General features: G+C 59.7%; 18 protein-coding genes and 1 pseudogene. 14 read left to right on the forward strand and 5 right to left on the reverse strand.

Annotated elements, in window-relative coordinates; genetic code table 11:
- Nucleotides 1-3 precede the first annotated feature (3 nt).
- From ON14_RS10945 to ON14_RS10970, 7 genes and pseudogenes are all read left to right on the forward strand, one after another.
- Nucleotides 4-1,515 carry an aldehyde dehydrogenase family protein gene (locus ON14_RS10945; RefSeq protein WP_010205139.1) on the forward strand — a complete coding sequence of 504 codons (1,512 nt, stop codon included), beginning with the start codon at nucleotides 4-6 and terminating at the stop codon, nucleotides 1,513-1,515.
- A complete protein-coding gene (locus ON14_RS10950; protein WP_010205140.1) occupies nucleotides 1,512-2,369 on the forward strand; it encodes an aldehyde dehydrogenase family protein in 858 nt (285 codons plus the stop codon). Before ON14_RS10945 ends, ON14_RS10950 begins: the two co-directional genes overlap by 4 nt.
- Before the next feature lie 58 nt (nucleotides 2,370-2,427).
- The gene (locus ON14_RS15725; protein ID WP_141630043.1) at nucleotides 2,428-3,054 is read left to right on the forward strand and encodes a CAP domain-containing protein; all 627 of its coding nucleotides are present in this window, start codon (nucleotides 2,428-2,430) and stop codon (nucleotides 3,052-3,054) included.
- Nucleotides 3,051-3,263: a hypothetical protein gene (locus ON14_RS15860; RefSeq protein ID WP_158000088.1), complete on the forward strand. Its 213-nt coding sequence runs from the start codon at nucleotides 3,051-3,053 to the stop codon at nucleotides 3,261-3,263. The genes ON14_RS15725 and ON14_RS15860 overlap by 4 nt, the downstream gene beginning before the upstream one ends.
- Nucleotides 3,264-3,341: 78 nt before the next feature.
- A pseudogene (locus ON14_RS10960) lies at nucleotides 3,342-4,813 on the forward strand (SDR family oxidoreductase).
- Nucleotides 4,814-4,853: 40 nt separating this feature from the next.
- Nucleotides 4,854-5,768: a ribokinase gene (locus tag ON14_RS10965; RefSeq protein WP_010205142.1), complete on the forward strand. Its 915-nt coding sequence runs from the start codon at nucleotides 4,854-4,856 to the stop codon at nucleotides 5,766-5,768.
- Nucleotides 5,769-5,844: 76 nt separating this feature from the next.
- Nucleotides 5,845-6,789, forward strand: a complete 945-nt coding sequence (locus ON14_RS10970; protein ID WP_010205143.1) for a glycerophosphodiester phosphodiesterase — start codon at nucleotides 5,845-5,847, stop codon at nucleotides 6,787-6,789.
- Nucleotides 6,790-6,803: 14 nt separating this feature from the next.
- On the opposite strand, the gene ON14_RS10975 is transcribed toward ON14_RS10970, so the two are convergent.
- Nucleotides 6,804-8,135: a M20/M25/M40 family metallo-hydrolase gene (locus ON14_RS10975; RefSeq protein ID WP_010205144.1), complete on the reverse strand. Its 1,332-nt coding sequence runs from the start codon at nucleotides 8,133-8,135 to the stop codon at nucleotides 6,804-6,806.
- Nucleotides 8,132-8,290: a hypothetical protein gene (locus ON14_RS15865; protein WP_158000089.1), complete on the reverse strand. Its 159-nt coding sequence runs from the start codon at nucleotides 8,288-8,290 to the stop codon at nucleotides 8,132-8,134. The genes ON14_RS10975 and ON14_RS15865 overlap by 4 nt, the downstream gene beginning before the upstream one ends.
- A gap of 73 nt (nucleotides 8,291-8,363) precedes the next feature.
- Between ON14_RS15865 and ON14_RS10980 the strand changes: the two genes are divergently transcribed.
- From ON14_RS10980 to ON14_RS10995, 4 genes are all read left to right on the forward strand, one after another.
- Nucleotides 8,364-10,145: a DUF2207 family protein gene (locus tag ON14_RS10980; protein ID WP_141630044.1), complete on the forward strand. Its 1,782-nt coding sequence runs from the start codon at nucleotides 8,364-8,366 to the stop codon at nucleotides 10,143-10,145.
- A 38-nt stretch (nucleotides 10,146-10,183) separates the two neighbouring features.
- The gene (locus ON14_RS10985; RefSeq protein WP_026037679.1) at nucleotides 10,184-10,528 is read left to right on the forward strand and encodes a DUF6804 family protein; all 345 of its coding nucleotides are present in this window, start codon (nucleotides 10,184-10,186) and stop codon (nucleotides 10,526-10,528) included.
- A 194-nt stretch (nucleotides 10,529-10,722) separates the two neighbouring features.
- The gene (locus ON14_RS10990) at nucleotides 10,723-12,867 is read left to right on the forward strand and encodes an SNF2-related protein (protein ID WP_010205147.1); all 2,145 of its coding nucleotides are present in this window, start codon (nucleotides 10,723-10,725) and stop codon (nucleotides 12,865-12,867) included.
- Between the two features lie 131 nt (nucleotides 12,868-12,998).
- Nucleotides 12,999-14,459 (forward strand): aspartate ammonia-lyase, encoded by a 1,461-nt coding sequence (locus ON14_RS10995; protein ID WP_026037680.1) that lies wholly within the window; start codon nucleotides 12,999-13,001, stop codon nucleotides 14,457-14,459.
- A gap of 89 nt (nucleotides 14,460-14,548) precedes the next feature.
- On the opposite strand, the gene ON14_RS11000 is transcribed toward ON14_RS10995, so the two are convergent.
- Both ON14_RS11000 and ON14_RS11005 read right to left on the reverse strand, forming a co-directional pair.
- Nucleotides 14,549-15,148 carry a hypothetical protein gene (locus tag ON14_RS11000; protein WP_010205149.1) on the reverse strand — a complete coding sequence of 200 codons (600 nt, stop codon included), beginning with the start codon at nucleotides 15,146-15,148 and terminating at the stop codon, nucleotides 14,549-14,551.
- A gap of 9 nt (nucleotides 15,149-15,157) precedes the next feature.
- Entirely contained in the window at nucleotides 15,158-16,633 is a 1,476-nt protein-coding gene (locus ON14_RS11005; protein WP_026037681.1) for a DNA-3-methyladenine glycosylase 2 family protein, read from the reverse strand.
- A 126-nt stretch (nucleotides 16,634-16,759) separates the two neighbouring features.
- Here ON14_RS11005 and ON14_RS11010 point away from each other — a divergent pair, with 126 nt between their 5' ends.
- Both ON14_RS11010 and ON14_RS11015 read left to right on the forward strand, forming a co-directional pair.
- Complete coding sequence (locus tag ON14_RS11010) at nucleotides 16,760-17,587, forward strand: hypothetical protein (RefSeq protein WP_010205151.1); 828 nt, start codon at nucleotides 16,760-16,762, stop codon at nucleotides 17,585-17,587.
- 42 nt (nucleotides 17,588-17,629) lie between these two features.
- Nucleotides 17,630-18,874: a PrsW family intramembrane metalloprotease gene (locus ON14_RS11015; RefSeq protein ID WP_010205152.1), complete on the forward strand. Its 1,245-nt coding sequence runs from the start codon at nucleotides 17,630-17,632 to the stop codon at nucleotides 18,872-18,874.
- Between the two features lie 3 nt (nucleotides 18,875-18,877).
- Here the strand turns inward: ON14_RS11015 and ON14_RS11020 are convergent, their stop codons facing one another.
- Nucleotides 18,878-19,954 (reverse strand): hypothetical protein, encoded by a 1,077-nt coding sequence (locus ON14_RS11020; protein ID WP_010205153.1) that lies wholly within the window; start codon nucleotides 19,952-19,954, stop codon nucleotides 18,878-18,880.
- Nucleotides 19,955-20,146: 192 nt separating this feature from the next.
- Between ON14_RS11020 and ON14_RS11025 the strand changes: the two genes are divergently transcribed.
- Entirely contained in the window at nucleotides 20,147-22,393 is a 2,247-nt protein-coding gene (locus ON14_RS11025) for a HelD family protein (RefSeq protein ID WP_010205154.1), read from the forward strand.
- Nucleotides 22,394-22,398: the final 5 nt, after the last annotated feature.

Below are 22,398 nucleotides of genomic sequence, written 5' to 3' on the forward strand. Positions count from 1 at the left end.
CCCATGACTGAGAATGACAAAGCACTGAGCGTGAAGGCCCCCAGCTTTCTCGATTACGCTCCCGCCCCAGAATCTACGTCGGTTCTGCACCTGAAGAAGCACTACGGGCTCTTCATTGATGGTGAATTTGTGGATGGTCGTGGAGACGCGTTCACCACCATTTCTCCGGCAACCGAGAAAGAGATTGCCTCGATCTCCAACGCTAACAACGCTGATGTGGATGTTGCGGTTGCCGCAGCCCGCAAAGCGTACGACCGTACGTGGTCGAAGCTCTCGGGCGCTGACCGCGGCAAGTACCTCTTCCGGATCGCCCGTCTTGTTCAGGAGCGCGCCCGTGAGCTTGCGGTCGCGGAAAGCCTCGACAATGGAAAGCCGATCAAGGAGAGCCGCGATGTTGACATCCCTCTCGTTGCTGCCTGGTTCTTCTACTACGCCGGGTGGGCCGACAAGCTCGACTACGCCGGTCTCGGACCGAACCCGCAGTCGCTCGGTGTTGCCGCTCAGGTGATCCCGTGGAACTTCCCGCTGCTCATGCTCGCGTGGAAGATCGCTCCGGCGCTCGCAGCAGGCAACACTGTCGTGATCAAGCCGGCCGAAACCACTCCGCTGAGTGCAATGATTTTTGCCGAGATCCTTCAGCAGGCTGACCTGCCCAAGGGTGTCGTCAACATCATCACGGGCGCTGGCGATACCGGCCAGGCACTCGTCAACCACCCCGACGTCAACAAGGTTGCCTTCACCGGTTCGACCGGCGTTGGTCGTGCGATCGCCAAGTCCATCGCGGGCAGCGGCAAAAAGGTCACTCTCGAACTTGGCGGCAAGAACGCGAACATCGTCTTCGACGACGCCCCCATGGATCAAGCCATTGAGGGCATCGTCAACGGTATCTTCTTCAACCAGGGGCACGTCTGCTGTGCAGGCTCGCGTCTTCTGGTTCAAGAGAACGTTCACGACGAGGTTGTTGATCGTCTCAAGGCGCGACTTTCCACTTTGCGCATGGGCGACCCGCTCGACAAGAACACCGATATCGGTGCCATCAACTCGAAGGCTCAGCTCGACCGCATCCGCGAACTCAGCAACGTCGGCGAAGCCGAAGGTGCCGAGCGGTGGACTGCCGACTGCGCGATCCCCGAGAACGGTTTCTGGTTCGCACCAACAATCTTCACGAACGTGTCGACCTCGAGTCGCATCGCTCGCGAAGAAGTCTTCGGGCCAGTGCTGAGCGTGCTGACGTTCCGCACCCCAGCAGAAGCCATCGCCAAGGCAAACAACACGCCCTACGGGCTCTCTGCGGGCATTTGGAGCGAGAAGGGCTCCCGCGTGCTCGCCGTGGCTGACAAGCTGCGTGCTGGCGTCATCTGGGCCAACACGTTCAACCGTTTCGATCCTGCGTCGCCCTTCGGCGGCTACAAGGAGAGTGGCTACGGCCGCGAGGGTGGCCGTCACGGACTGGCCGCTTACCTAGAATCCGCTGGATGGGCCGCGCCCGCCGTCACGAAAGGTGGCAAGAAATGACCCGTCTCACGGTTCCTAAGACCTACAAGCTCTACATCGGTGGCAAGTTCCCGCGCAGCGAGAGCGGCCGCACCTATGAAGTAGCAACCAAGAAGGGCGTATTCCTCGCGAACGCGTCACTGGCAAGCCGCAAAGACGCTCGGGATGCGGTGGTAGCGGCCCGTGCTGCTGTCAGTGGCTGGTCGGGTGCTACTGGCTACAACCGCGGCCAGGTGCTTTACCGCATCGCTGAGCTGTTGGAGGGTCGTCGCGAACAGTTCATCGACGAGCTCATGGCTACCGAGGCGCTGTCAAAGGCGGCAGCGACTACTCAGGTCGACACCGCCATTGATGCGTGGGTTTGGTATGCCGGTTGGGCTGACAAGTACGTGCAGGTTGCTGGCAACGGTAACCCCGTTTCTGGCCCGTACTTCAACCTCTCCACGCCAGAGCCCAGCGGTGTTATTGCCATCGTCGCGCCTCAGGATTCATCGTCATTGTTGGGTCTCGTGAGCGTCATTGCTCCGGCTCTCGTCAGCGGAAACACTGTTGTCGTTGTGGCTCATCAGGGCGCACCGCTCAGCGCGATCAGCTTCTCTGAGGTTCTCGCAACGAGCGACGTTCCTGGTGGTGTCGTCAACATCCTCACGGGGTCACCGGCCGAGATCGCCCCGTGGCTAGCCAGCCATGCGGATGTCAACGGTCTCGACCTCGCTGGAGCAGAACAGCTCGAGTGGGTCGACCTTCAAATCGCGGCTGCCGACACGCTCAAGCGCGTCTCCGGCCCGGTTGTCGGAGTTCCCGCGCCATCCGTTGAACGCATTGTTCAGTGGACCGAAACGAAGACGGTCTGGCACACGAAGTCTCTGATTTAGCCGAGAGGTGTGGCGTGAAGCTTGATCTCAGCGGCTATCTGCGGATACTTGCTGGGTAATGATCTTTTCACGCCACACCCTCGCTCGCCTCAGTGGCGCTCTTTTCGCGCTGCTAATCGCAGTAATTGTGCTGCCTCTTTCGACTGCAGCTCCCGCCACCGCAGCTGCCGCTGACACGATCCACGGGCTGGTAAATCAAGTGCGCTGGGATGCCGGTCAGAGCGGCCTCATCCGCAATCCTGAGATGGATGCTGTTGCGCTCGCGTGGGCCAAACAGATGGCTGCGAAAAACAGCATGTCGCACAATCCCAGCTATTCGAGCCAGATTCCGAGCGGTTGGAACAAGGCTGGCGAGAATGTTGCCAACGGCTATCGCACAGCGCAAGCAATGCACGATGCTGGATGGGATCGCCGGGCCACAAAGCCAACATTCTGGGTTCATTCACCGACGTCGGCATCGCGTTCTACGAGAGTGGTGGAACAACGTGGGGAGTGCAGGTTTTCGCTAATTACGCTGGCCACACCGGACCTGCGGTTCCCGCGGCGCCAGCTGCTGCAGCGCCGGCGCCTGCGGTCGCGCCAGCGCCCGCACCTGCGCCAGAAACCGAACCATCAGCTGCGGGAGCGCCAAGTGCTGACGCGACGGACAAGGCCAGTGCAAGTGACGACGCGGCTAATGGCGTGACGAGTTCTCCCGAAGCGGTGTCGCAGAATGGGGCGGTACGCGATATGGATTCCACGCTGCCGTCAGAAATGTCTCGTGCTGAATTGCAGGCGAGTGTGTACGGCAATAAACCCGACCAGACCTGGATCGCTTGGGCGGTCTTTGGCAGCATCGTGCTGCTCGCCGGCGCCATCTGGTTTGTCGTGTGGCGCAGGTTCGCTCGCCGCTGACGAAGCAGACTGACGTTCGCGTCGTGGCGTGATTGTAACTGTGCGCTTCTTCTCAGTTGGGCTGATTAGTGTTCTAGCATGCGCGTTCTTGTAACTGGAGCAACAGGATATTTGGGTGGCCGACTTGTCCCTCGGCTGATTGATGCCGGACACACCGTGCGGGTGCTTGTGCGCAATCCTCGCAAGCTGCACGACGTGCCGTGGCGCGACGATGTTGAGACCGTCGTTGGCGACCTGACGGATGCTGCGACGCTTTCCGATGCGGTAGCTGACATCGATGCGCTCTACTATCTTGTGCACGCCATGGGGGCAAAAGGCGACTTCGAAGAGACAGAAAAAAAGTCGGCCAATAATCTCGCTGATGCGGCAGCCAAAGCGAAAGTCTCCCGCATCATTTACTTGGGCGGCCTCCACCCCGAGGGTGACATCAGTGGGCTCAGTCGCCACCTGCGCAGTCGTGCAGAAGTTGGCCGCATCTTGATGGACTCCGGCGTGCCGACCATTGCATTCAACGCCGGCGTTGTGATTGGCTCTGGTTCCGCTTCCTTCGAAATGATCCGCCATCTCACCGAAGTCTTGCCCTATATGCCTGCGCCGAAATGGGTACGCAACTTTATTCAGCCGATCGCCGTTAGAGACGTGCTGTACTACCTAGTTTCCGCTCTTGAACTCGACAAAGAACTCAATCGCAGTTTCGACATTGGCGGCCCGGATGTTTTGCGCTACGGCCAAATGATGAATGGATACGCCCTCGAGGCGGGACTTCACCAGCGCCCCATTGCGTCCTTGCCGGTGCTGACGCCGTGGCTTGCTTCGCAGTGGGTCAACTTGGTGACGCCGATTCCACGGCTGCTAGCGGTGCCCATCATTGAGTCGCTCCAGTTCGACTGCATCGTGCGTGACGATTCCGTCGCGGATTTCATTCCCGAGCCTGACGGCGGGCTAACCAGCTATCGCGCATCAGTGCGATTGGCGCTCGTCAAAATGGGTGATGGAGAAGTGGAGACGAGTTGGCAAGATGCGACCGTCGTGGGAGCTCCGAGCGACCCGATCCCCAGCGACCCGGAGTGGACAGGTCACACGGTCTACACCGACTTGCGTGAGCGCCGTACTCCAGCATCGCCGAGTGCGCTGTGGTCTGTTGTCGAGGGCATCGGCGGCGAGAACGGGTGGTATTCGTTCCCCTTGGCGTGGGCGCTGCGAGGCTGGGCCGACAAGCTTGTTGGCGGAGTCGGTCTTCGACGTGGCGACGCCATCCGAGCACCTTGAACACGGGTGATGCCCTCGATTTCTGGCGGGTGGAAAGCATCGATCGCGGTCGTAGCCTTCGTTTGCGCGCAGAGATGAAACTGCCGGGTCGGGCATGGCTGGAATTGACTGTCGACGATAGCGGCGATGGCGGATCCCGATATCGCCAGCGGGCAGTCTTCTTTCCGAGTGGGCTGGGTGGTCGGCTCTATTGGGCGGCGATTCTTCCCTTCCACGGCGTGATCTTTAGTGGCATGGTCAATCGCATCGTCGCCGCGGCAGAAGCGGTCGAATCCGAGTAGTTCGGCATCCTGATCACCACTAATACGGTACTTTTGACTAATGTCTGGAATCGTCGTTGTCGGTAGCGCAAATATTGATCAAGTTCTTCGTGTTGAGCGAATTCCTTCGCCGGGGGAGACCGTACTCTCGCACGGGTTGAACACAGCTTTGGGCGGCAAGGGGCAAAACCAGGCTGTTGCCTCGGCTCGCGCTGGCGCAGAAACGACCTTCATCGGTGCTGTGGGCGCCGATTCTTTCGGCGAGATGGTGCGCACCGGGCTGAGCGCCGACTCCATTGGCGTCTCTCAACTGCGAACGACCCAGAAACCCACCGGCACGGCCTTGATCGCGGTCGATGGCACAGGCGAGAACACGATCATTGTTGAGCCGGGAGCCAATAGTGACGTCCTGGTACTCACGAGTGCCGACTCTGCCGCGATTAGCGCCGCCTCGGCCTTGGTGATGCAGCTGGAGATTCCACTGCAGACGGTAGTGGAAGCAGCAAGGGTCGCTCACGCGGTTGGCACCCGAGTGATTCTTAACGCCGCTCCGATCCAGGTATTGCCCCAGGTGCTGCTGGAGAATCTTGATGTCTTGATCGTCAACGAGCACGAAGCTGCTGAAATGGCCAAAGATAACGGTCTGGCCACCGAGCTGACGGGGCTGGGGGAGCGACTTCTCACGCTGGTTCCTACCGTCATCGTGACGTGGGGATCCAAGGGGGCCTCCCTGCATCGGGTAGGAACCGATGAGGTTCTCGTGCCCGCTCATCGCGTGACCGCTGTCGATGCCACGGGTGCGGGCGACACCTTCTGCGGGGCGTTCGCTGCTGGACTTGTTGAGGGGATGCTGGCGGATGACGCTCTGCGGTTTGCTGTGGCTGCGGCATCCATTTCGGTAGAAAGTCACGGGGCGGTTCCGTCCATTCCGCTTCGGGCGGCCATTGAGACACGCGCGAAAGAATCCCGCCACTAAGTAACGGATTGATAACAAGGTCGGTATAGTGGGGTCACCGTGAGCGTGCGGCAACCCGACACAGAATGGCGAGTCAATGGCGACATCGCAGAACCCGGCATCGGCATATCGAAACCACCCTGCCCGAAGGGCTGCCCTAGCGGCAGCCGTCGTAACCGCAATCACCCTAGCTCTCGTGCTGAACGCTAACGTCAGTCGTGTTCACGCTGTTGGAGCGTTCTCGTCGCTTCGCTCTCCCGGTGAAGCTGCGTTCATTGCAGGTCACCGTGGAGACAAGATGGTGGCACCAGAAAATACTCTTGAAGCACTCGGTCACGCGCTCAACAGCGCTGCAGACTATGTAGAAACTGACGTGCAGCTCACCGCCGATGGCATTCCCGTGCTCATGCACGACTGGACTGTCGACCGAACAACCGATGGCACTGGTCCCGTCTGGGCCTACGGCTATGACGAACTTTCGAGCCTCGACGCCGGCTCATGGTTTGGTGACGAATTCGCGGGAGCAACGGTTCCCACGCTCGAAGAATTCCTCAATCTGCTGCGATGGTCAACCAAGAACGCAATCCTCGAACTCAAAGGATCATGGACCGATGGGCAAGTCACTCTCGTTGCGGATCTGATCGCGCGCCATGGGGTGAGCGATCACGTCATTATTGGGAGTTTCGACATCATGACCCTGCAGGCGCTTCAACGGGTGAGCCCTGAGTTGCCCGGGATGCTCATTGTTCGTGAGATCGTTGGCGACCCCGGAGCACTTGCCGCCGCTGCGGGAGCGGTCGCGCTGGTGACCAGTAAAAAAGCCATTACGCAGGATCCAGAACTCGTTCAGAGGGTTCATGACGCGGGGTTGGGCATCCTCATCTACACCCTCAATGACTCCGAGACATGGTCGGATGCTGTCTCGCTCGGCGTCGATGGGATCGTCACTGATCGCCCGGCAGAATTGGGACAGTGGATTGCACACGAATTCACCGACAGTGACGATCGACCGTTCGCGAATGGTATTCGCGCCGCGAGCTAGAGCTGGAGCAAGAGCTAGAGCGAGGCGATTAGGGCCCGATAGAAGTTGATGCCGTCCAAGTAACTGCTGACGAGCATCCGTTCATTGCGGGCGTGAAGGGTGTCGCGAACCTCACGGGCCATCGCGAATGGGGTGAAGCGGTAGACCCCGCGACTAATGCGAGTGAAGTGGCGGCTATCGGTCGCACCATTTTGAACGTAGGGAGTCACTATCGTTCCTGGAAAGGTTTTCTCGATTGTTGATCGCAGGAGTTCCCAAGCGAGCCCGGTGGTTGGCGATACCGGTGATGGTTCGCCGGGGGAGTCAACAGTGATTCGTACCCGTTTGTCATTGATGGCGCGGGTCACGTGTTTGACGGTAGCGCTAAGGGTGGAGTTGACGGCGATTCGAACATTGATGATGGCGCTCACCCGTTCAGGCAGCGCATTCACCGCGTGACCACCTTCGAGGATCGTTACGGCTTGAGTGGTGCGCAGCATTGCGGCAAGTTCGTCGCTCTTGCGCACCAAGATGGGTACGAGTAGTCGCTGAGTCCACGACACATTCCGCAGCAGGAATCCGGTGATGCCGCCAGCGTGATCGCCCAATATGCGGAGCAAGTCAGAACCCGTTGGTGTCAGATTCGCAGGGAAGGGGCTCGAGTTCACGCGAATAATCGCCTGGGCGAGTCGCACTGCTGCGGGGGTGCGCGGTGGGGTGGAGGCGTGTCCGCCTGATTGATCCACCGTTAATCGCAGCGCAGCGGTGCCCTTTTCGGCGACACCAACCACCGCCATCGGCGCCTCAACTTGGTCGAAAACGTCATCGACGATTGCTCCGCCCTCATCGAGCACCATGACGGGCTTTACTCCACGACTCTCGAGCAGATCGACGATCGCCGAAGCTCCAGTGCCGTGCGTTTCTTCATCGTGGCCAAAGCACAAGTAGATATCTTGAGCGGGCACGAGTCCGGCCTCGAGTTGAGATTCCACTGCTTCGAGGATCGCGACGACAGAACCCTTGTTGTCTAGAGTTCCTCGTCCCCATATGAGCCGCTCTTCGCCCTTGCCGCTGAGTTCGGCGGCAAACGGTGGGCGCTTCCACCCCTCGGGTGGCGCTGCCACGACGTCATAGTGGGCGAGCAAAACGGAAGGCTCAGTGGAAGACCTTCCGCGCCAGCGGAACATGAGTGAGTACTCAAGTACTGTTTCGCGCTCAAGGCGGCTGTGGCACAGTGGATAGAGTTTGCGTAAGGCAGAGGCAAAGCGGGTGAATTCAGTCCACTCGGTGGTGCTGGAGTCTTCGCGAGAAACTGTGGGGATTCGTACTAGTTCTTGCAGGTGTTCGACAGCCAAGGCACTCTTCATGCGTCGATTCTACCGAGCACGGTGCTCGCAGCGTTTGTGGAGGCGGTGGCGAGGAGCGAGTGTGCCGCAATCGTGGCGATCGTGTCGTGGTGATTACGCTGGCCTAAGTCAGTCAACATCGGAGCGAAGATGACAAGCACACGGCCGTTGCCCACTCGAAAACGCGCGCGCCGATCTCTAGGGTTTCTCGGCGGGGTATTAGCAGCACTGGTGCTGACCGTGTCACCGATGACGGCAGCGGTGGCGGCGGAGCACCCAGCAGTAGACGTCGAGAGCGCTCGCGCGGCGAATGGCGTCGTTCAATTCGGGCTCGATGACTTCGTGTTTGACAGTTACGACGCTGAGTTCTTTCTGGATCGCGACAGCGAGGGGCGGTCAACGCTGCTGACCACGGAAACCTTTATTGCCGTGTTTCCCGCTGACCAAAACCGCGGAATGAAACGCGCGATACCCGACGACTTCGAGGGCGAGCCCGTAAACGTGTCGAATATTTCGGTCACGGATGAGACCGGAAAGCCCCGGCCGATTGAGATCGAGCACGATGAGGGCTTTACCCTCGTCACGAGCGCAGCCGACTCATTCGTCGAGGGCGCGCAGACCTACGTGTTCACCTATGAGCAATCAAACGTCACGCGCTACTACGCCGATACCGACGCCGACGAGTGGTACTGGGACACGAATGGCGTCGGTTGGAACCAACCTTTCGGTTCGGTAACCGCCACCGTTCACCTGGGAGACGGACTTTCGGGCGCGTTGACCGACACACCGCGCTGCTACTGGGGAGGTAGCGGTTCCCGAAGTACTTGCGAGATTTCCTCCAGTGGACCGAACCAGTTCACCGCGACACAGCGTTCGTTGGGCGCCCGCCAGAACCTGACGCTTGCCCTCGGCTTCGAGCCGGGCACCTTCACCGCGCGTGAGACGGCCTACCTGTCGGCGGCATCGGGTTTCGTGCAGCCGCTGGGGGCGCTGGGTGCGCTCGCAGCCTTGGTCTGGGCTTTTCGCACGCGGCGCACCACGCTTGCTGACGCACCCGGCCGCCCGACGATTATCGCGGAGTACTCGCCGCCTCAAGACGTCTCGCTCATCACGTCGGCGCTGCTGCTCGGCAAACGGAATAAGGCTATTGCGGCGCAGATTCTCGAATTCGCGGTCAAGGGAAAGCTGCGCATCCGTGAGTCTGAGTCACGCGGGTTCTTTTCATCGCAGACGACCTACCGTCTCGAACTCGTCGACCCCACCGGCGTGCAAGATACCCCGCTTGAGATTCTGCGCGAATTATTTGGAACGTCGTTGATGCACGGAGCCGTGCGCGATCTGGCAAAGCCAGACCAGAAGCTCAGCCAGAAGCTTTACAAGATTGTGCAGCGCGAGAACACGGGGCTCGTAGCGGCGGGGTATAGGCGAAAAATCTCGGCCAGCAGCTATCTGCCCGTTCTGGTTTCCGTCGTTTCTGGGATCGTAGCGGTCGTCTTCGGGTTCCTTCTGATTGAGCAGTCATTGGGGGCGGCCATCCCGTTCGTGCTGATTGCAGTTGCGATCGCTGCCGGTATCGCAACGGTGATGGTGTTGTTTCGCGTGCCAGTGACGGCGCGTGGTGCAGAAGCAAGAGATCACCTTGAAGGGCTGGAGCTCTACATCACGCTCGCCGAAGCTGACCGCTTACGGATGCTGCAGAGCCCCGAAGGTGCGCTTCGTGAGCGAAGCGAGTCCACCGGGGAGGCGGACGTGCTCAAGATCTACGAGAAGCTCTTGCCGTACGCCGTGCTGTTTGGGCTTGAAGAGCGGTGGTCTGAAGAGTTGGGACGTTACTACAGCGAGAGGTCCCCAGATTGGTACGCCGGTTCTGGCGCCTTTAACGGGGCGATTTTTGCGTCCGGCATCTCGAGCATGTCTAGCTCTATCGCGAGTTCCTATTCCGGCAGTGCCTCCAGCAGCTCCAGCGGTGGTTCGGGTGGCGGCGGATCGTCAGGCGGTGGCGGCGGTGGCGGAGGTGGAGGCGGCGTTTAGCGCCAGTTCCGCGTGCTGAGACCGGTATATTTGATCTAATGAGTGCAACGTATCCCGACCGGCCCCGCCGAGTGGTTCTGCCAGCCGCGATTCTCGCTGTGCTCGTGCTTCTCGTTGGCGCCGCAATAATCGACACAGAAATTTTCACGGTAGTTCGCTACGTCGTGAGCATCCTGGCGCTAATTTGTGTTGTGTTGGTAGCGCAGGCACGCCAGTGGTGGTGGGCGATTGCACTCATTCCCATCGCGATCCTGTGGAATCCGGTATTTCCCATCGCGATAGAGAATGCCCAGTTGTTCGCAGGCCTGCACTACGTCGCGGCCCTCATCTTCATCGTTGTCGGTGTTTTTGTTCGCGTCGCCGAATCCCAAAGTCGAGGTTAGTTCGCTCAAGTAGCGCACAATCGCAATTTTCTGCGTACACTGGTAACGCATCCCTTGAGACCACCAATCGCACCGCAGTTGGGTCTGGCTCACTCGAGTGGATGTTGTCACTCAGTATGAGGTTCCATTCGTGGCAACGTCTCTGAGTCTGCGATCCATGTGACTGAGACTTTTGCCTAGCGCCAGGAGAATAATTGACCAACTCGTCAAAGACCGATCCCTCGCAGCGCAATAAGCGACCCAAAAACTCTGGTCAGCGTCAGGCTGGCGCTCAACGCCGGCGTACACGTCCCGGTGACGACACCGGCGTGATTCCGGTACTCGCCCGTGCTGCTCGCGAGGTAGAAACGGCCGTCCAAAAGGGCCCGCTCAAGCCCGCTAACCGCGCTCGGTTTCAGGTCGCCGCGCTGTTACTTCGCGAAGAGCGTGCACGGGTCAAGGTTGATCCAACGCTGACGGACTCCGAACGGGCTAACGAACAAAAGCGACTTGACGGTCTTGCCGGCATCCTCGCAAAGACCGCCGCTCGCGACACGAGCTTGCTGTCGATGCTGGGGGAGGCCGCCCCGATCACTCCCGCAGCGAAAGCTCTTCGCCGCGACCTTCTACTGGCAGCCGGTGTTGAACTGAGCCCAGAAGAACTCATTATTTCTGCCGAGCCGAAGCCGGTCGACAAACAGGTCGACAAGCAGGTTGTGCCCGCATCCGTTCGTCAGATGCAGATGGCGAACCCATTTTTGGCGCCCGACTTTAGTGCTGTGGCCGCTAAACCTGAGCACAGCAATCGGCTTGCCAACTGGGAGCTTATCGACCCGCTGTTCCGTGCTTTCGAGCACGGTTCTGGCGGTGGTGCTGCATCGATGGCGCTGCCAGAGGCAGCATCGCTTCGCACTCGCGGAGATCTCGATCTCATGCGTCACCAGGCCCGCTTCGTCGAAGTGGTCAAGCAGGGGCACCGCACCTTCTTGCTCGCTGATGAGCCCGGGCTTGGCAAGACCGCTCAGGCACTCATGGCCGCAGAGGCCTCCAACTCTTATCCGCTGCTGGTTGTGGTTCCCAACGTTGTCAAAACCAACTGGGAGCGCGAAGTAGAGCTGTGGACCCCTGGCCGCAGCGCCACGGTTGTGCACGGTGACGGTGACTCTGTCGATGCGTTTAGCGATGTCGTCATCGTCAACTATGAAGTGCTTGACCGTCACGTTGGTTGGCTCGGTCGATTCGGGTTCAAGGGCATGGTTGTCGATGAAGCCCACTTCATTAAGAACCTCAAATCTGAACGGTCAAAACACGTACTCAGCTTGTCGCAGAGCATTCGCGCGACCTACCCGAAAGCGCTCATCATGGCGCTCACCGGTACCCCGCTGATCAACTCGATCGAAGACTTCCGGGCAATCTGGCAGTACTTGGGCTGGATCGACGGCACAAAGCCGCTCGCACCTCTCATGTCAAAGCTCGAAGAATCCGAATTGACGCCGGCCGACCCGGGGTTCTTCTCCGAAGCCCGACGTGCGGTTATCGACATGGGCATCGTGCGTCGTAAGAAGGTGGATGTCGCAGCAGACATCCCTGCTCGTCGTATTGCCGATATCCCGGTTGAGCTCGACGATGACCTCGGTCGCTCCATCCGGGCCGCCGAGCAAGCGCTCACCGCCCGATTGGTCGATCGCTTCACGCGAGTACGCAACCTCAAGCCAGACGTAGCGGTGGAAGATCTCATCCGCGTGGTCGCTCATGCGGAACTCGAAGAGTCCAAAAGCGCGACCACCGGCGAAAACGTCTTCACTATGGTGCGGCGCATCGGTCAAGCGAAAGCAACGCTCGCCGCCGACTACACGGCACAGTTGGCTCGCTCGGTTGGCAAAGTTGTCTTCTTCGCGAAGCACATCGATGTGATGGACACGGCTGAAGCGCACTTCGCCAAGGTTGGCTTAAAGTCAGTCTCCATCCGTGGAGACCAAAGCGCCAAAGCACGCCAAAACGCGATCGATTCTTTTGCCAACGACCCGCAGGTTGCGGTTGTCGTTGCCTCTCTCAGTGCTGCTGGTGTCGGACTGAACTTGCAGGCGGCGTCCAACGTCGTTCTCGCAGAACTTAGTTGGACTAACGCTGAACAGACTCAAGCGATCGACCGCGTGCACCGCATTGGTCAAGAGCTTCCGGTGACGGCTTGGCGCATCATCGCTGCGCACACAATCGATGCGCGCATCGCCGAGCTCATCGATAGTAAGGCTGGCCTAGCGGCTCGCGCACTCGACGGCTCAGATGACGATGTTGTTGCAGAATCGAACATTCAATTGCAGGCACTTTCTGCCCTCCTGCGGGATGCAATCAAGAATTAGCACCTCGTTAAGAACTGCCTTTCTGCCTGCCTCGGTGCTCCTGTTTATGCTGGTCACGAAGCGTAGACTGAGGGTGTGAGTGACACGCATGTTTTGTCGTGCCAACCGTCAACGGAGATGAGAACCAACAGTTGAGCAACGCTTCTTCGCAGAAGACCGCAACCCGCATCGAATCCGATTCGCTCGGATCCTTAGAAATTCCTGCAGACGCCTATTGGGGAGTACACACTCTTCGCGCAATGCAGAACTTTCCGATCACGAGACGCGCGATCTCTGTTTACCCTGATCTTGTGCGCGCACTGGCCCACATCAAGCAGGCTGCCGCGCGCGCCAATGCCGAGCTCGGTGTGCTGGAATCCAAGAAGGCGCACGCCATCGATGCCGCCTGCCAAGAGATCCTCGACGGAGCACTGCACGCAGAGTTCTGTGTCGGTGTAATCCAGGGTGGCGCTGGCACCTCAACGAATATGAACGCCAACGAGGTAATCGCCAACCGCGCCCTCGAGATATTGGGGCACCAGAAGGGGGAATACTCCTTCCTTCACCCCATTGACGACGTTAACCGCAGCCAGAGTACGAACGATGTCTACCCGACGGCGATCAAACTCGCGATGGTATTTGGTGTTCACCGGTTGCTAGCTGAACACGAGCAGTTGTCGGCCTCCTTTGCTAACAAGGGGCGCGAGTTCGTCAAGATTCTCAAAATCGGCCGCACGCAGATGCAAGACGCGGTTCCCATGACGCTTGGTCAAGAATTCACGGGCTTTGCGCACACGCTAGAAGAAGACCACGCCCGCCTTACCGATGTCTTGCCGTTCATGAGCGAGATCAACATGGGGGCTACCGCAATCGGAACAGGGATTACCGCTGATTCCCGGTATGCCGAGGCAGTTCGGCGTCACTTGACCGAAGCCACTGGCATCGAAATGAAAACCGCTTTCGACCTGATCGAAGCCACGAGCGATGTCGGAATCTTCATGTCGCTCAGCGGAATTCTCAAGCGCTCTGCAGTCAAGCTCTCCAAGATTTGCAACGACCTCCGCTTGCTCTCGAGTGGCCCGCAAGCAGGTTTCGGTGAGATCAACCTTCCCGCTAAGCAGGCGGGTTCCTCGATCATGCCTGGCAAGGTCAACCCGGTTATCCCCGAGGTCGTCAACCAGGTCGCCTTCAGCGTCATTGGTGCAGACGCCACGGTGACGGCGGCTGCCGAAGGGGGCCAGCTGCAACTCAACGCTTTCGAACCTGTCATTGCCCATTCGCTGCTTCAGTCGCTGTCGTGGATGACGAATGCGTGCCGCACGTTGCGCGAAAACTGCATCGATGGCATCACCGCCAACGAAGAACGACTTGCGGCGCAGGTCGAATCAAGCGTTGGTGTGGTTACGGCGCTCACGCCATACATCGGGTACGCAGCAGCAGCCACACTGGCCCACACAGCGCTCACGACGAACGCGTCAATTGCGCAGCTTGTCGTTTCTGCCGGGCTGATGAAAGAAGAAGATGTGGCTCGTGTGCTCACGCCGGAACGCTTGAGTGGTGTTTCGCCGATGACCGCCGCCATTTCTCTTCCGTGGCTAGAAGAAGAAAAGTAGGCTCCGAAGAACACGAAAGCCCGCTAACCCCTCGTTGTGAGGAGTTAGCGGGCTTTTTCGGTTAAGCGCGCCTGTGACGGGCGCGGACGCTACTTCTGTGAGGCCGTTGTGGTGTTTTCGGGCTCGTCGTCATCGTCATCATCGAGAGAGGCAAGCGCCTCGTCTCTGGCCATTCCGGCGGTGGTGAAGGCGCGATCGATGGCGCTCTCACCTCGCTCGCGGATCTCTGCGGCTGTCTTGGTGGCGTTGTCGCGCACGTCGTCGGCCGTCTCGGTTACGCGTCCGACAGCGCCGCGTGCGGTCGCCGCAGCACGGTCAGCGAGTTCCTTCGCCGACGCCACAGCGTTGTCGGTGAGCTCCTGAGCGGAAACTTTCGCGGAGTGCGCAAAATCGATGGCGGTCTCGCGCGCCGACCCAGCAAACTCGCGGGCATGGTCGGAAACATCCTTCGCCGTTTCGGTGACAAAACCGGGGGTTGCTTTCACCACCGCTTCGGCCTTATCTCGCAAAATTGGAGCCTGCGTTCGCGCATAGTCCTCGACCGAAGTGCGGGCGTGCGACACCCGAGGGCTCTCCCAAAGCTCAGTAGCTTTGCCCTTCATTTGGTCGTAGCGTTCGCGCCCAGCGCGTGCGCCAACCACGTAGCCAACGGCGATACCGAATCCGAGAATCAACAGTCTTGCGTTCATGTGCCCAGCCTACGGTGACGTCGGCTTTCGCTCCACCTGTGCGGGGAGCGATCGCCACAAATGCATGCACGCGTAGCTGCGCCACGGTGCCCAGCGCGATGCGTACTGCGTCAACGCGGATGCTGTGGTCGGCAGCCCTAATTCGCCAGCGCCTTGGCGAACGACGAGGTCGCTACTGAGCATTGTGTCGGGGTTTCCCAGAACGCGCATGGCCATGTAGCCCGCGGTCCAGGGGCCGATGCCGGGCAGGGCGACAAGCTTTGCTGTGAATTCGTTGACAGGCGTCGCTACATCGAGGTTGAGTTCGCCGGTGGCGAGGGCGTCGGCGACCGCAAGAATGCTCTCGACGCGAGTTCGCGGCCCCCGAAGCACGTCGCGCCCTGACACGACAATCTGGGCAGCGGTAGGGAACAGGCCGTCGCTGCCTAGCTCGCGAGCAACACGGGCGTGTACCGTTCGCGCTGCTGCGACCGAGATCTGCTGACCAATCAATGTGCGAAATAGGGTCTCTTCGGTGTCGACGCTTCCCGGGAGCCGCATTCCGGGTACCCGGGCCACTGACGCGGCCAGTGCGGGGTCGGAGGCCAACGCGCGGTCAATGGCGTGTGAATCGGCGTCGAGATCGAAAAGGCGTCGCACGCGAGACACAAGCGGTGCGACATCCGAAATGGTGGCTAATTGTGCCGTGCAGACGATGCCCTGGTCAATAAGCTGCAGTCGCACAGTCGCGACCCCGCCGGGAAGGCGCAGTGCCCGTTCAAGGCTCGACTCTGTCGCCGTCTCGATGCCATCGACAGCGTGATGGGCGAAGAAAGTCATGAGCCCGGGCCCATCGAATGGCGCGCGAGTGGGGAGTTTGAGCGTCAATGTTGATGGTCGTTCATTACCGAGGTGCGGATGAGCGGAGCCACCTCGTCTCGCTAACGTTCGCAACTGAGATGGCGTGGTTTCGTAGACGGCCTGAATGGTGTCATTGAATTGGCGGATGCTCGAAAAGCCGGCAGCGAACGCGACGTCCGAAACGCTGAGCGCTGTCGCGCTAAGAAGAGTGCGTGCCGCCTGTGCCCTGTGCGCCCGGGCGAGAGCAAGGGGCCCGGCTCCGAGCTCTGCTGAGAGAACCCGCGTGAGATGACGACTGGTGTACCCCAGCCGGGCGGCCAATCCAGAGACACCTTCACGTTCGACGACACCGTCGCCGATGAGCCGCATTGCTCGCGAGGCAAGATCATCACTGAGGTTCCAGTCGGGGGAGCCAGGCACCGCATCCGGTTGGCACCGCTTACACGCACGCAAACCGGCTTCGTGGGCGGCGGCGGCGGTTCGGTAAAACCGTACGTTTCGGGGTTTCGGGGCTACGGCGGGGCAGCTGGGGCGGCAGTAGATTCCCGTGGAGTGCACGCCGGCGATAAATTGCCCATCGAACCGAGCATCTCGTGCGCAGAGTGCTCTATATTGTTCGTCGAAACTTAGAGTGGTCACTGGCATGACTCAAGGTTGCCACCATCGAGCCCCGCTGACCAGCGGAAATCAGACATCACCTCGCTGAGGCTTCTGCTCGGGTTTCGTGCGGTAGGCCGTTCGTAATGCGGCGAGAGCGACTACAGTCGCACCGTGGAATCTTCGTGGACAGTTCTGACCTTTCTTGTGGCCGTCTGGCTGATTGCGTTCTCAACGCAATTGGCGGACTACGCAACCGCACGCTTCGATCATCTCCGGCTCGCTCGCGGTGTTCGTACCCGGTTGCGACTGCACCCCGTCGCGTGGATAGTGCCCACCGCCGGCGTGGGCATAGTGGCGTTGACGATCGCTGCGGACTGGAGCACGCGCCTATTCTTTGCTCTCCCGGCGCAGATACCGGCCGCGATCCTGATTGCGCTCGGAACTGTCGTTGTGGCCGTGGCAGTTGTCGCGATAATCGCTGTTGTCGCAGTGCGCCCTCCCTCTGATAGCTATCGACTGGTTCGCGACGAACTCATCGAATCGACGGGATTGCGCATCCATCAAGATCAGGTCGATGAGTTTCGACTACGTGTGACCGCGATCGATACCGCCTCGCAGAGTCACCAAAAGTTAGATGCGACGAACGCGGCCGCGGTACTGCGGTTGAGCCTGCGTTCCCCTCATCGTCTTATCGCGCCGGTGCTGTCAATCGCGGTGGTCGTTGTTGCAATCGCCGAGGTGGCGGCAGGAACATCGCCATCGTGGGGTGTTGCGATCTCACTCTTGACTGTTCTTGCGAGCGTCATCGTTGGGGTAATGGCGGCTCGGGCATCTCTTGCTTTGGGCATTTCGGTTCGCTCGACGCAGGACGTGTATCGCGGCGAACTCATGAGCCTCATCGTGGAAGCCGAACGGTCATCCAAGAAGCGAGTCGCCGGTCTCGGCGACCGAGTCACGCGTGCCTTGAGCATTCTGCGCGAGCAACAAGCCGAGCAATAGATCTCCCCGGGGAGCCACTCCTCGCACGCTAGGGTTCTTCACATGACCGCGAGCGAACCACCTTCTGCGACTCCCGAGTTCACCGCATCCGCAGGGGGTGCGATTCAGCAGCCGATGAATGCGCCGGCCGAGGTCGCCAGCGAAGCGCAACAGAATCAGTTGCACTTGGGACCGCCGCCGCGTCGCGGCCCTGGACTCGTTGTGCTCGGCATCATCGGAGTAGTGGCTCTCTCTTTCGTCTCTCTCTTTGTCGCTGTCTACGTGATTTCGGCCATTGGAACCGATGCGTTCGCGGTCGGGGGCGTTTTGGCAGTCGTTCCCCTTGCGGTTGTTTTCTTCACCGTTCGTTGGATCGATCGCTGGGAGCCAGAGCCGCGCTTGGCGGTTGTCTTTGCGTTCCTCTGGGGTGCAGGGGTTGCGGTGCTGCTAGCTCTGATTGTGGGCGCAGAAATTGAGAACGTCGTCGCGTCGCTCGGCGGCCCAGGACCGGCCTACGCATTCTTCGCTTCGGCGGTACAAGCTCCTGTTGTTGAAGAAGCAGGAAAGGCGCTGGGCATCCTTGTCATCTACTGGGCCGCTCGTCGACACTTTGATGGCCCGATCGATGGGCTGGTGTACGCCGCGTGGATCGCCGGCGGCTTCGCGTTTACGGAGAACATTTTGTACTTCGGGTCCGAACTCGTCAAGGTCGACGGTGAAGGTGCATTCTTGCTTCAGATGTTCCTTGTGCGCGGGCTAATGTCGCCATTCGCCCATGTCATGTTTACTGCCTGCACGGGGATCGCGCTGGGATTCGCGGTGCGCTCGACTAGCCGGCCAAAAGCAGTAGGGATTTTTGCTGTCGGATTGGCGCTGGCGATTGCTCTCCACGCTCTCTGGAATGGAGCGTTGTACTTCGTCAGCGACTTCTTCGGCTATTACGCCATCGTGCAGTTTCCGCTATTCGTGGTCGCGATCGTGATCGTTCTCTACCTTCGCAAGCAAGAGGCGAAACTCACCTTCGACAGGCTCGCAGAGTATGCGAATGCTGGCTGGTTCAACCACGATGAGGTGCCAGTGCTTGCAACCGCGAGCGGGCGTCGGCAAGCAATGACGTGGGCGACGCAACACAATAAGCGCGCTGCGATGAAGGCCTATATTCAGGATGCGACACGTCTCGCATTTGCCCGTCAGCGAATCATCACGGGCCGAGACCAGATCAGCGCAACCACCGACGAGGCGGTGCTGCTTGGTGCAATCGTCGAGGCGCGTCACGCTCTCACCGGGGCACCTCATCCGTCTGCTTAGCCGTTAGGCGAACGTCCGAAACGCAAACTGCGCTATCCAGAACGCTGCGACGAGGCTGACCATCACTGCAGTGGTGATCGAAGCCCCGTTTTTGAGGCGTTGGCCCTGAGGTGCGACAAGGTTCACGCTGTAATCGCCGATCCGTTCGTCGGCGTAGTTGCGTGATTGCCGCAATGCCTTCGTGCCAACGGTGTCTGCGATGCCCAGCAGTCGACGATGTTGGGCGGGGTCTACTAGGTCAAACTCTTTGATCGAATAAACCAGCAACCAGTTGTCGATGACTTCCACATCGTAGGGCGCCGCGTGGTCGATAAGGAGGGCCATCAGGTCGGGCGTGAACACGTAGAGGGCGTCACGCTCATACTCACGCGGACAGTACAACGTGAAGTGGGAGTTGAAGTCACCCTCCAACTTCAGTACCTGGTTCTTTGCGAACGACTGCGGAAGGTTGGTGACACCAAACAGTTGGTTGTTCGAGACAGCATCGAGCACCATGTGGGGGAGTGCTCGGTCTAGTTCGAGAGCCAAGTAACCCCAGTTGTGCGTTCGGCGGTTCTTGCCCGAGCCAGTGACATAGCTGAAGTTGCCGTAGTCGAGCGCGCGACCCTCACTACTACGAAAGCGGTTGCGAACTGATTTGCTGCTGCCGTGACCGAAGATCAGGCCGGGATAGCTGATCGCGGTGTCGCGGGGTGCGAAGGTGAGCGCGTTATCTTCGGCAAATTTGTTCATGCGATAGTAGCGTTGCCACGAACTGCCGCGGCGCCGCCACACCCGGATCCCCACCACTAGGGAAAACCCCGTGACGGCCAATGTGATCACGAAAAAGAGTGCGGCCGGGATCGCGGGAAGAAGTGAGCCTTCGGCCTGTGCTGTTCGAACGACACTGGCAAGTGAGCCCGCTACCTGAGTGCCGATGACGATGACAAAGAGCACGGCAATAGCGGAGACGAAAACAACTTTTACGGCCGTCGAGAACTGCGAATAGCCGAACCAGTCCCGGCGGTTGGTGCGAAATTCTGTGACATCGTGAGCGTCGACCGGGTAGATCAGACCGGAGTAGTCAATAGAACGAAGCATGCGCCCATCGTAAGGGGTTGCCCGTTAACAGACTCATCGCCCACCGGTGCGGCACTGCCTGCGACTCTGGTGAGCGATGAGTGTTACTGCTTTCAGCGTGCCACCATGTTTCGCTGAGCGCAATAGGGCAGCGGCGAATTCATAGTCAAAAACGGCGTACGATTGGAGGTCGCAATTTGGAGAGGACCCCGGATGTCATCGAGTGAGCTTGAACGGGAACGAGAGTACGTTCACGGCCTCTATCGCCGCCTCGATTCCCTTCGAGATGCCGCGCAACAGCAACTTGAGTCGGTTCGGCGCAGCGCCCCCGGCGGTACTCACCAGAACCGATCTGAACGAGATGCGTTCGCTCGCATCTATGAAGACCGTGTTGGTCAATTGCGGGAAATCGACGAGCGACTTGCCTTCGGGCGCCTAGAGCTAGAGCCGGATGACGAGAGTAGCGAGCGCGTCCTGCGCTACATCGGCCGCATTGGTCTTCGAGATGACGACCAGATACCGCTACTACTCGATTGGCGCGTTCCTCAAGCGCGTGCTTTCTATCAGGCAACCGCAGCGACCCCTCTCGGTGCACGAGCTCGGCGCCACTTGCAGAGCAGCGGTCGCGATATCGTGCGCATCGACGATGAGATCTTTGACTCCGAAATTCTTGAGAACGACGCGGTTTCACTTCAGGGTGAGGCAGCTCTCATGGCGAGTCTCACGGCAGAACGTACTGGACGGATGGGCGACATCGTCGCAACGATTCAGGCGGAGCAAGATGCCATCATTCGTTCCGAGCTCAGCGGCGCGCTTGTAGTTCAGGGTGGGCCGGGTACCGGAAAGACAGCGGTGGCGCTACACCGCGCTGCCTACCTGCTCTATTCGCATCGTGAACGCTTGTCGACATCCGGTGTGTTGATCGTTGGTCCCTCGCGTTCATTCTTGCGGTACATCGAGGCCGTTCTGCCGTCGCTCGGCGAGACCGGTGTTGTGCTTGCGAGCCTCGGGCAACTGTTCCCTGGGGTGGATGCTCGCCGCGAAGATAATGATGCAGTCGCGAGCCTGAAAGGCTCGCTGGAGATGGCTGCTCTGATTCGGAGGGCCGTTCGTTCGCGCCAGGTGGTTCCTACCGAGACTCGGCGAATGGAGATCAACGGCGAGATTCTGGATGTCCCTGCCGACCTGATTCGACGCGCCATGCAAAAAGCGTGGGACTCCCACAAACCTCACAATGTAGCTCGCATTTCATTCAACAAGGCCGCGATCTCTGCTCTGAGCAGGATGCTCGCTGACCAACTCCGTTCGCACGGCAACACGATTGACGACTCCGATCAGAAGTGGTTGCGTGAAGATGTTCGCACCGCGCATGACGTTAAGGTCGCGCTCAATACTGCGTGGATGCCGCTCTCGCCCGAGAAGCTCATCAACGACCTCTATGCCCGGCCGATGTGGTTGCGCAGCCTGACGCCGCGCTGGACGCCCGACGAGAGGCAGCTGTTGCTGCGCGAGCGCGATACGCCGTTCACGATCAGTGACGTTGCGATGCTCGATGAAGCTGCGGAATGGCTCGGAGAAGTGGATGTCGCTCACACGGCGGCGGAGCAGGAGCATGCTCAGCAGCGCAAGCGCGACCTCGAGAACGCCGCCGCCGCCATCGAGAACATGGGCGTCGAAGGCATGATCGATGCCGAGACTTTGGCTGACGGGTTTGAGGTGAGGGTAGATCGGGCATCAACGGCCGATATTGCTGCCGCTGATCGCTCGTGGGCGTACGGTCACATCGTTGTCGATGAGGCGCAGGAGCTGTCACCGATGCAGTGGAGACTTTTAGGTCGTCGTAACCCGCTGAAGTCGTTCACGATTGTGGGGGATGTTGCTCAAGCCAGTGCTGCTGCGGCCACGACTCGCTGGGACACGGCGCTCGCTGCTCACGTTGGCAGCTCGTGGCGCCTGGAGGAACTCACTGTCAACTACCGCACGCCATCACAGATTGTTGCGGTTGCTGAGGCAATGGCGCTCGCCCATGCGGTCTCGATTACGCCGTCGCGTGCAGTGCGTGAAAGTCCCTGGCCTGTGGCGGTTACTGTGGCATCGGCGCAAAACCGTGCGTCGAGTGTTGTTGACGCTGTGCGCGCCGATCGCGCTATTTCGTCTGAGGGCACGATCGCTGTCATTGTGAGCGAGTCACTCACTGCTGACATCCTGGATGCGCTCACGCGCGAATTTGCGAACGAGGTGGGTGAAGGCGCGGCTGGTCTCAATCGACCGATTGCTGTGTTGACGCCTCGCGAGTCGAAGGGGCTGGAGTTTGACTCGGTCATTGTCGTCGAGCCGCAACGCATCGTTAGCGAGATCGCCCGGGGTGCTGCTGCGCTCTATGTGGCGATGACGCGGCCAACGCAACGACTGAGCATCGTGGCATCCGAGGGGCTTCCGGAAGGTATTCCCGAACCGTAATAGGG

The sequence above is a fragment of the Salinibacterium sp. PAMC 21357 genome (assembly GCF_000247645.1).
Classification (GTDB): Bacteria; Actinomycetota; Actinomycetes; order Actinomycetales; family Microbacteriaceae; genus Rhodoglobus.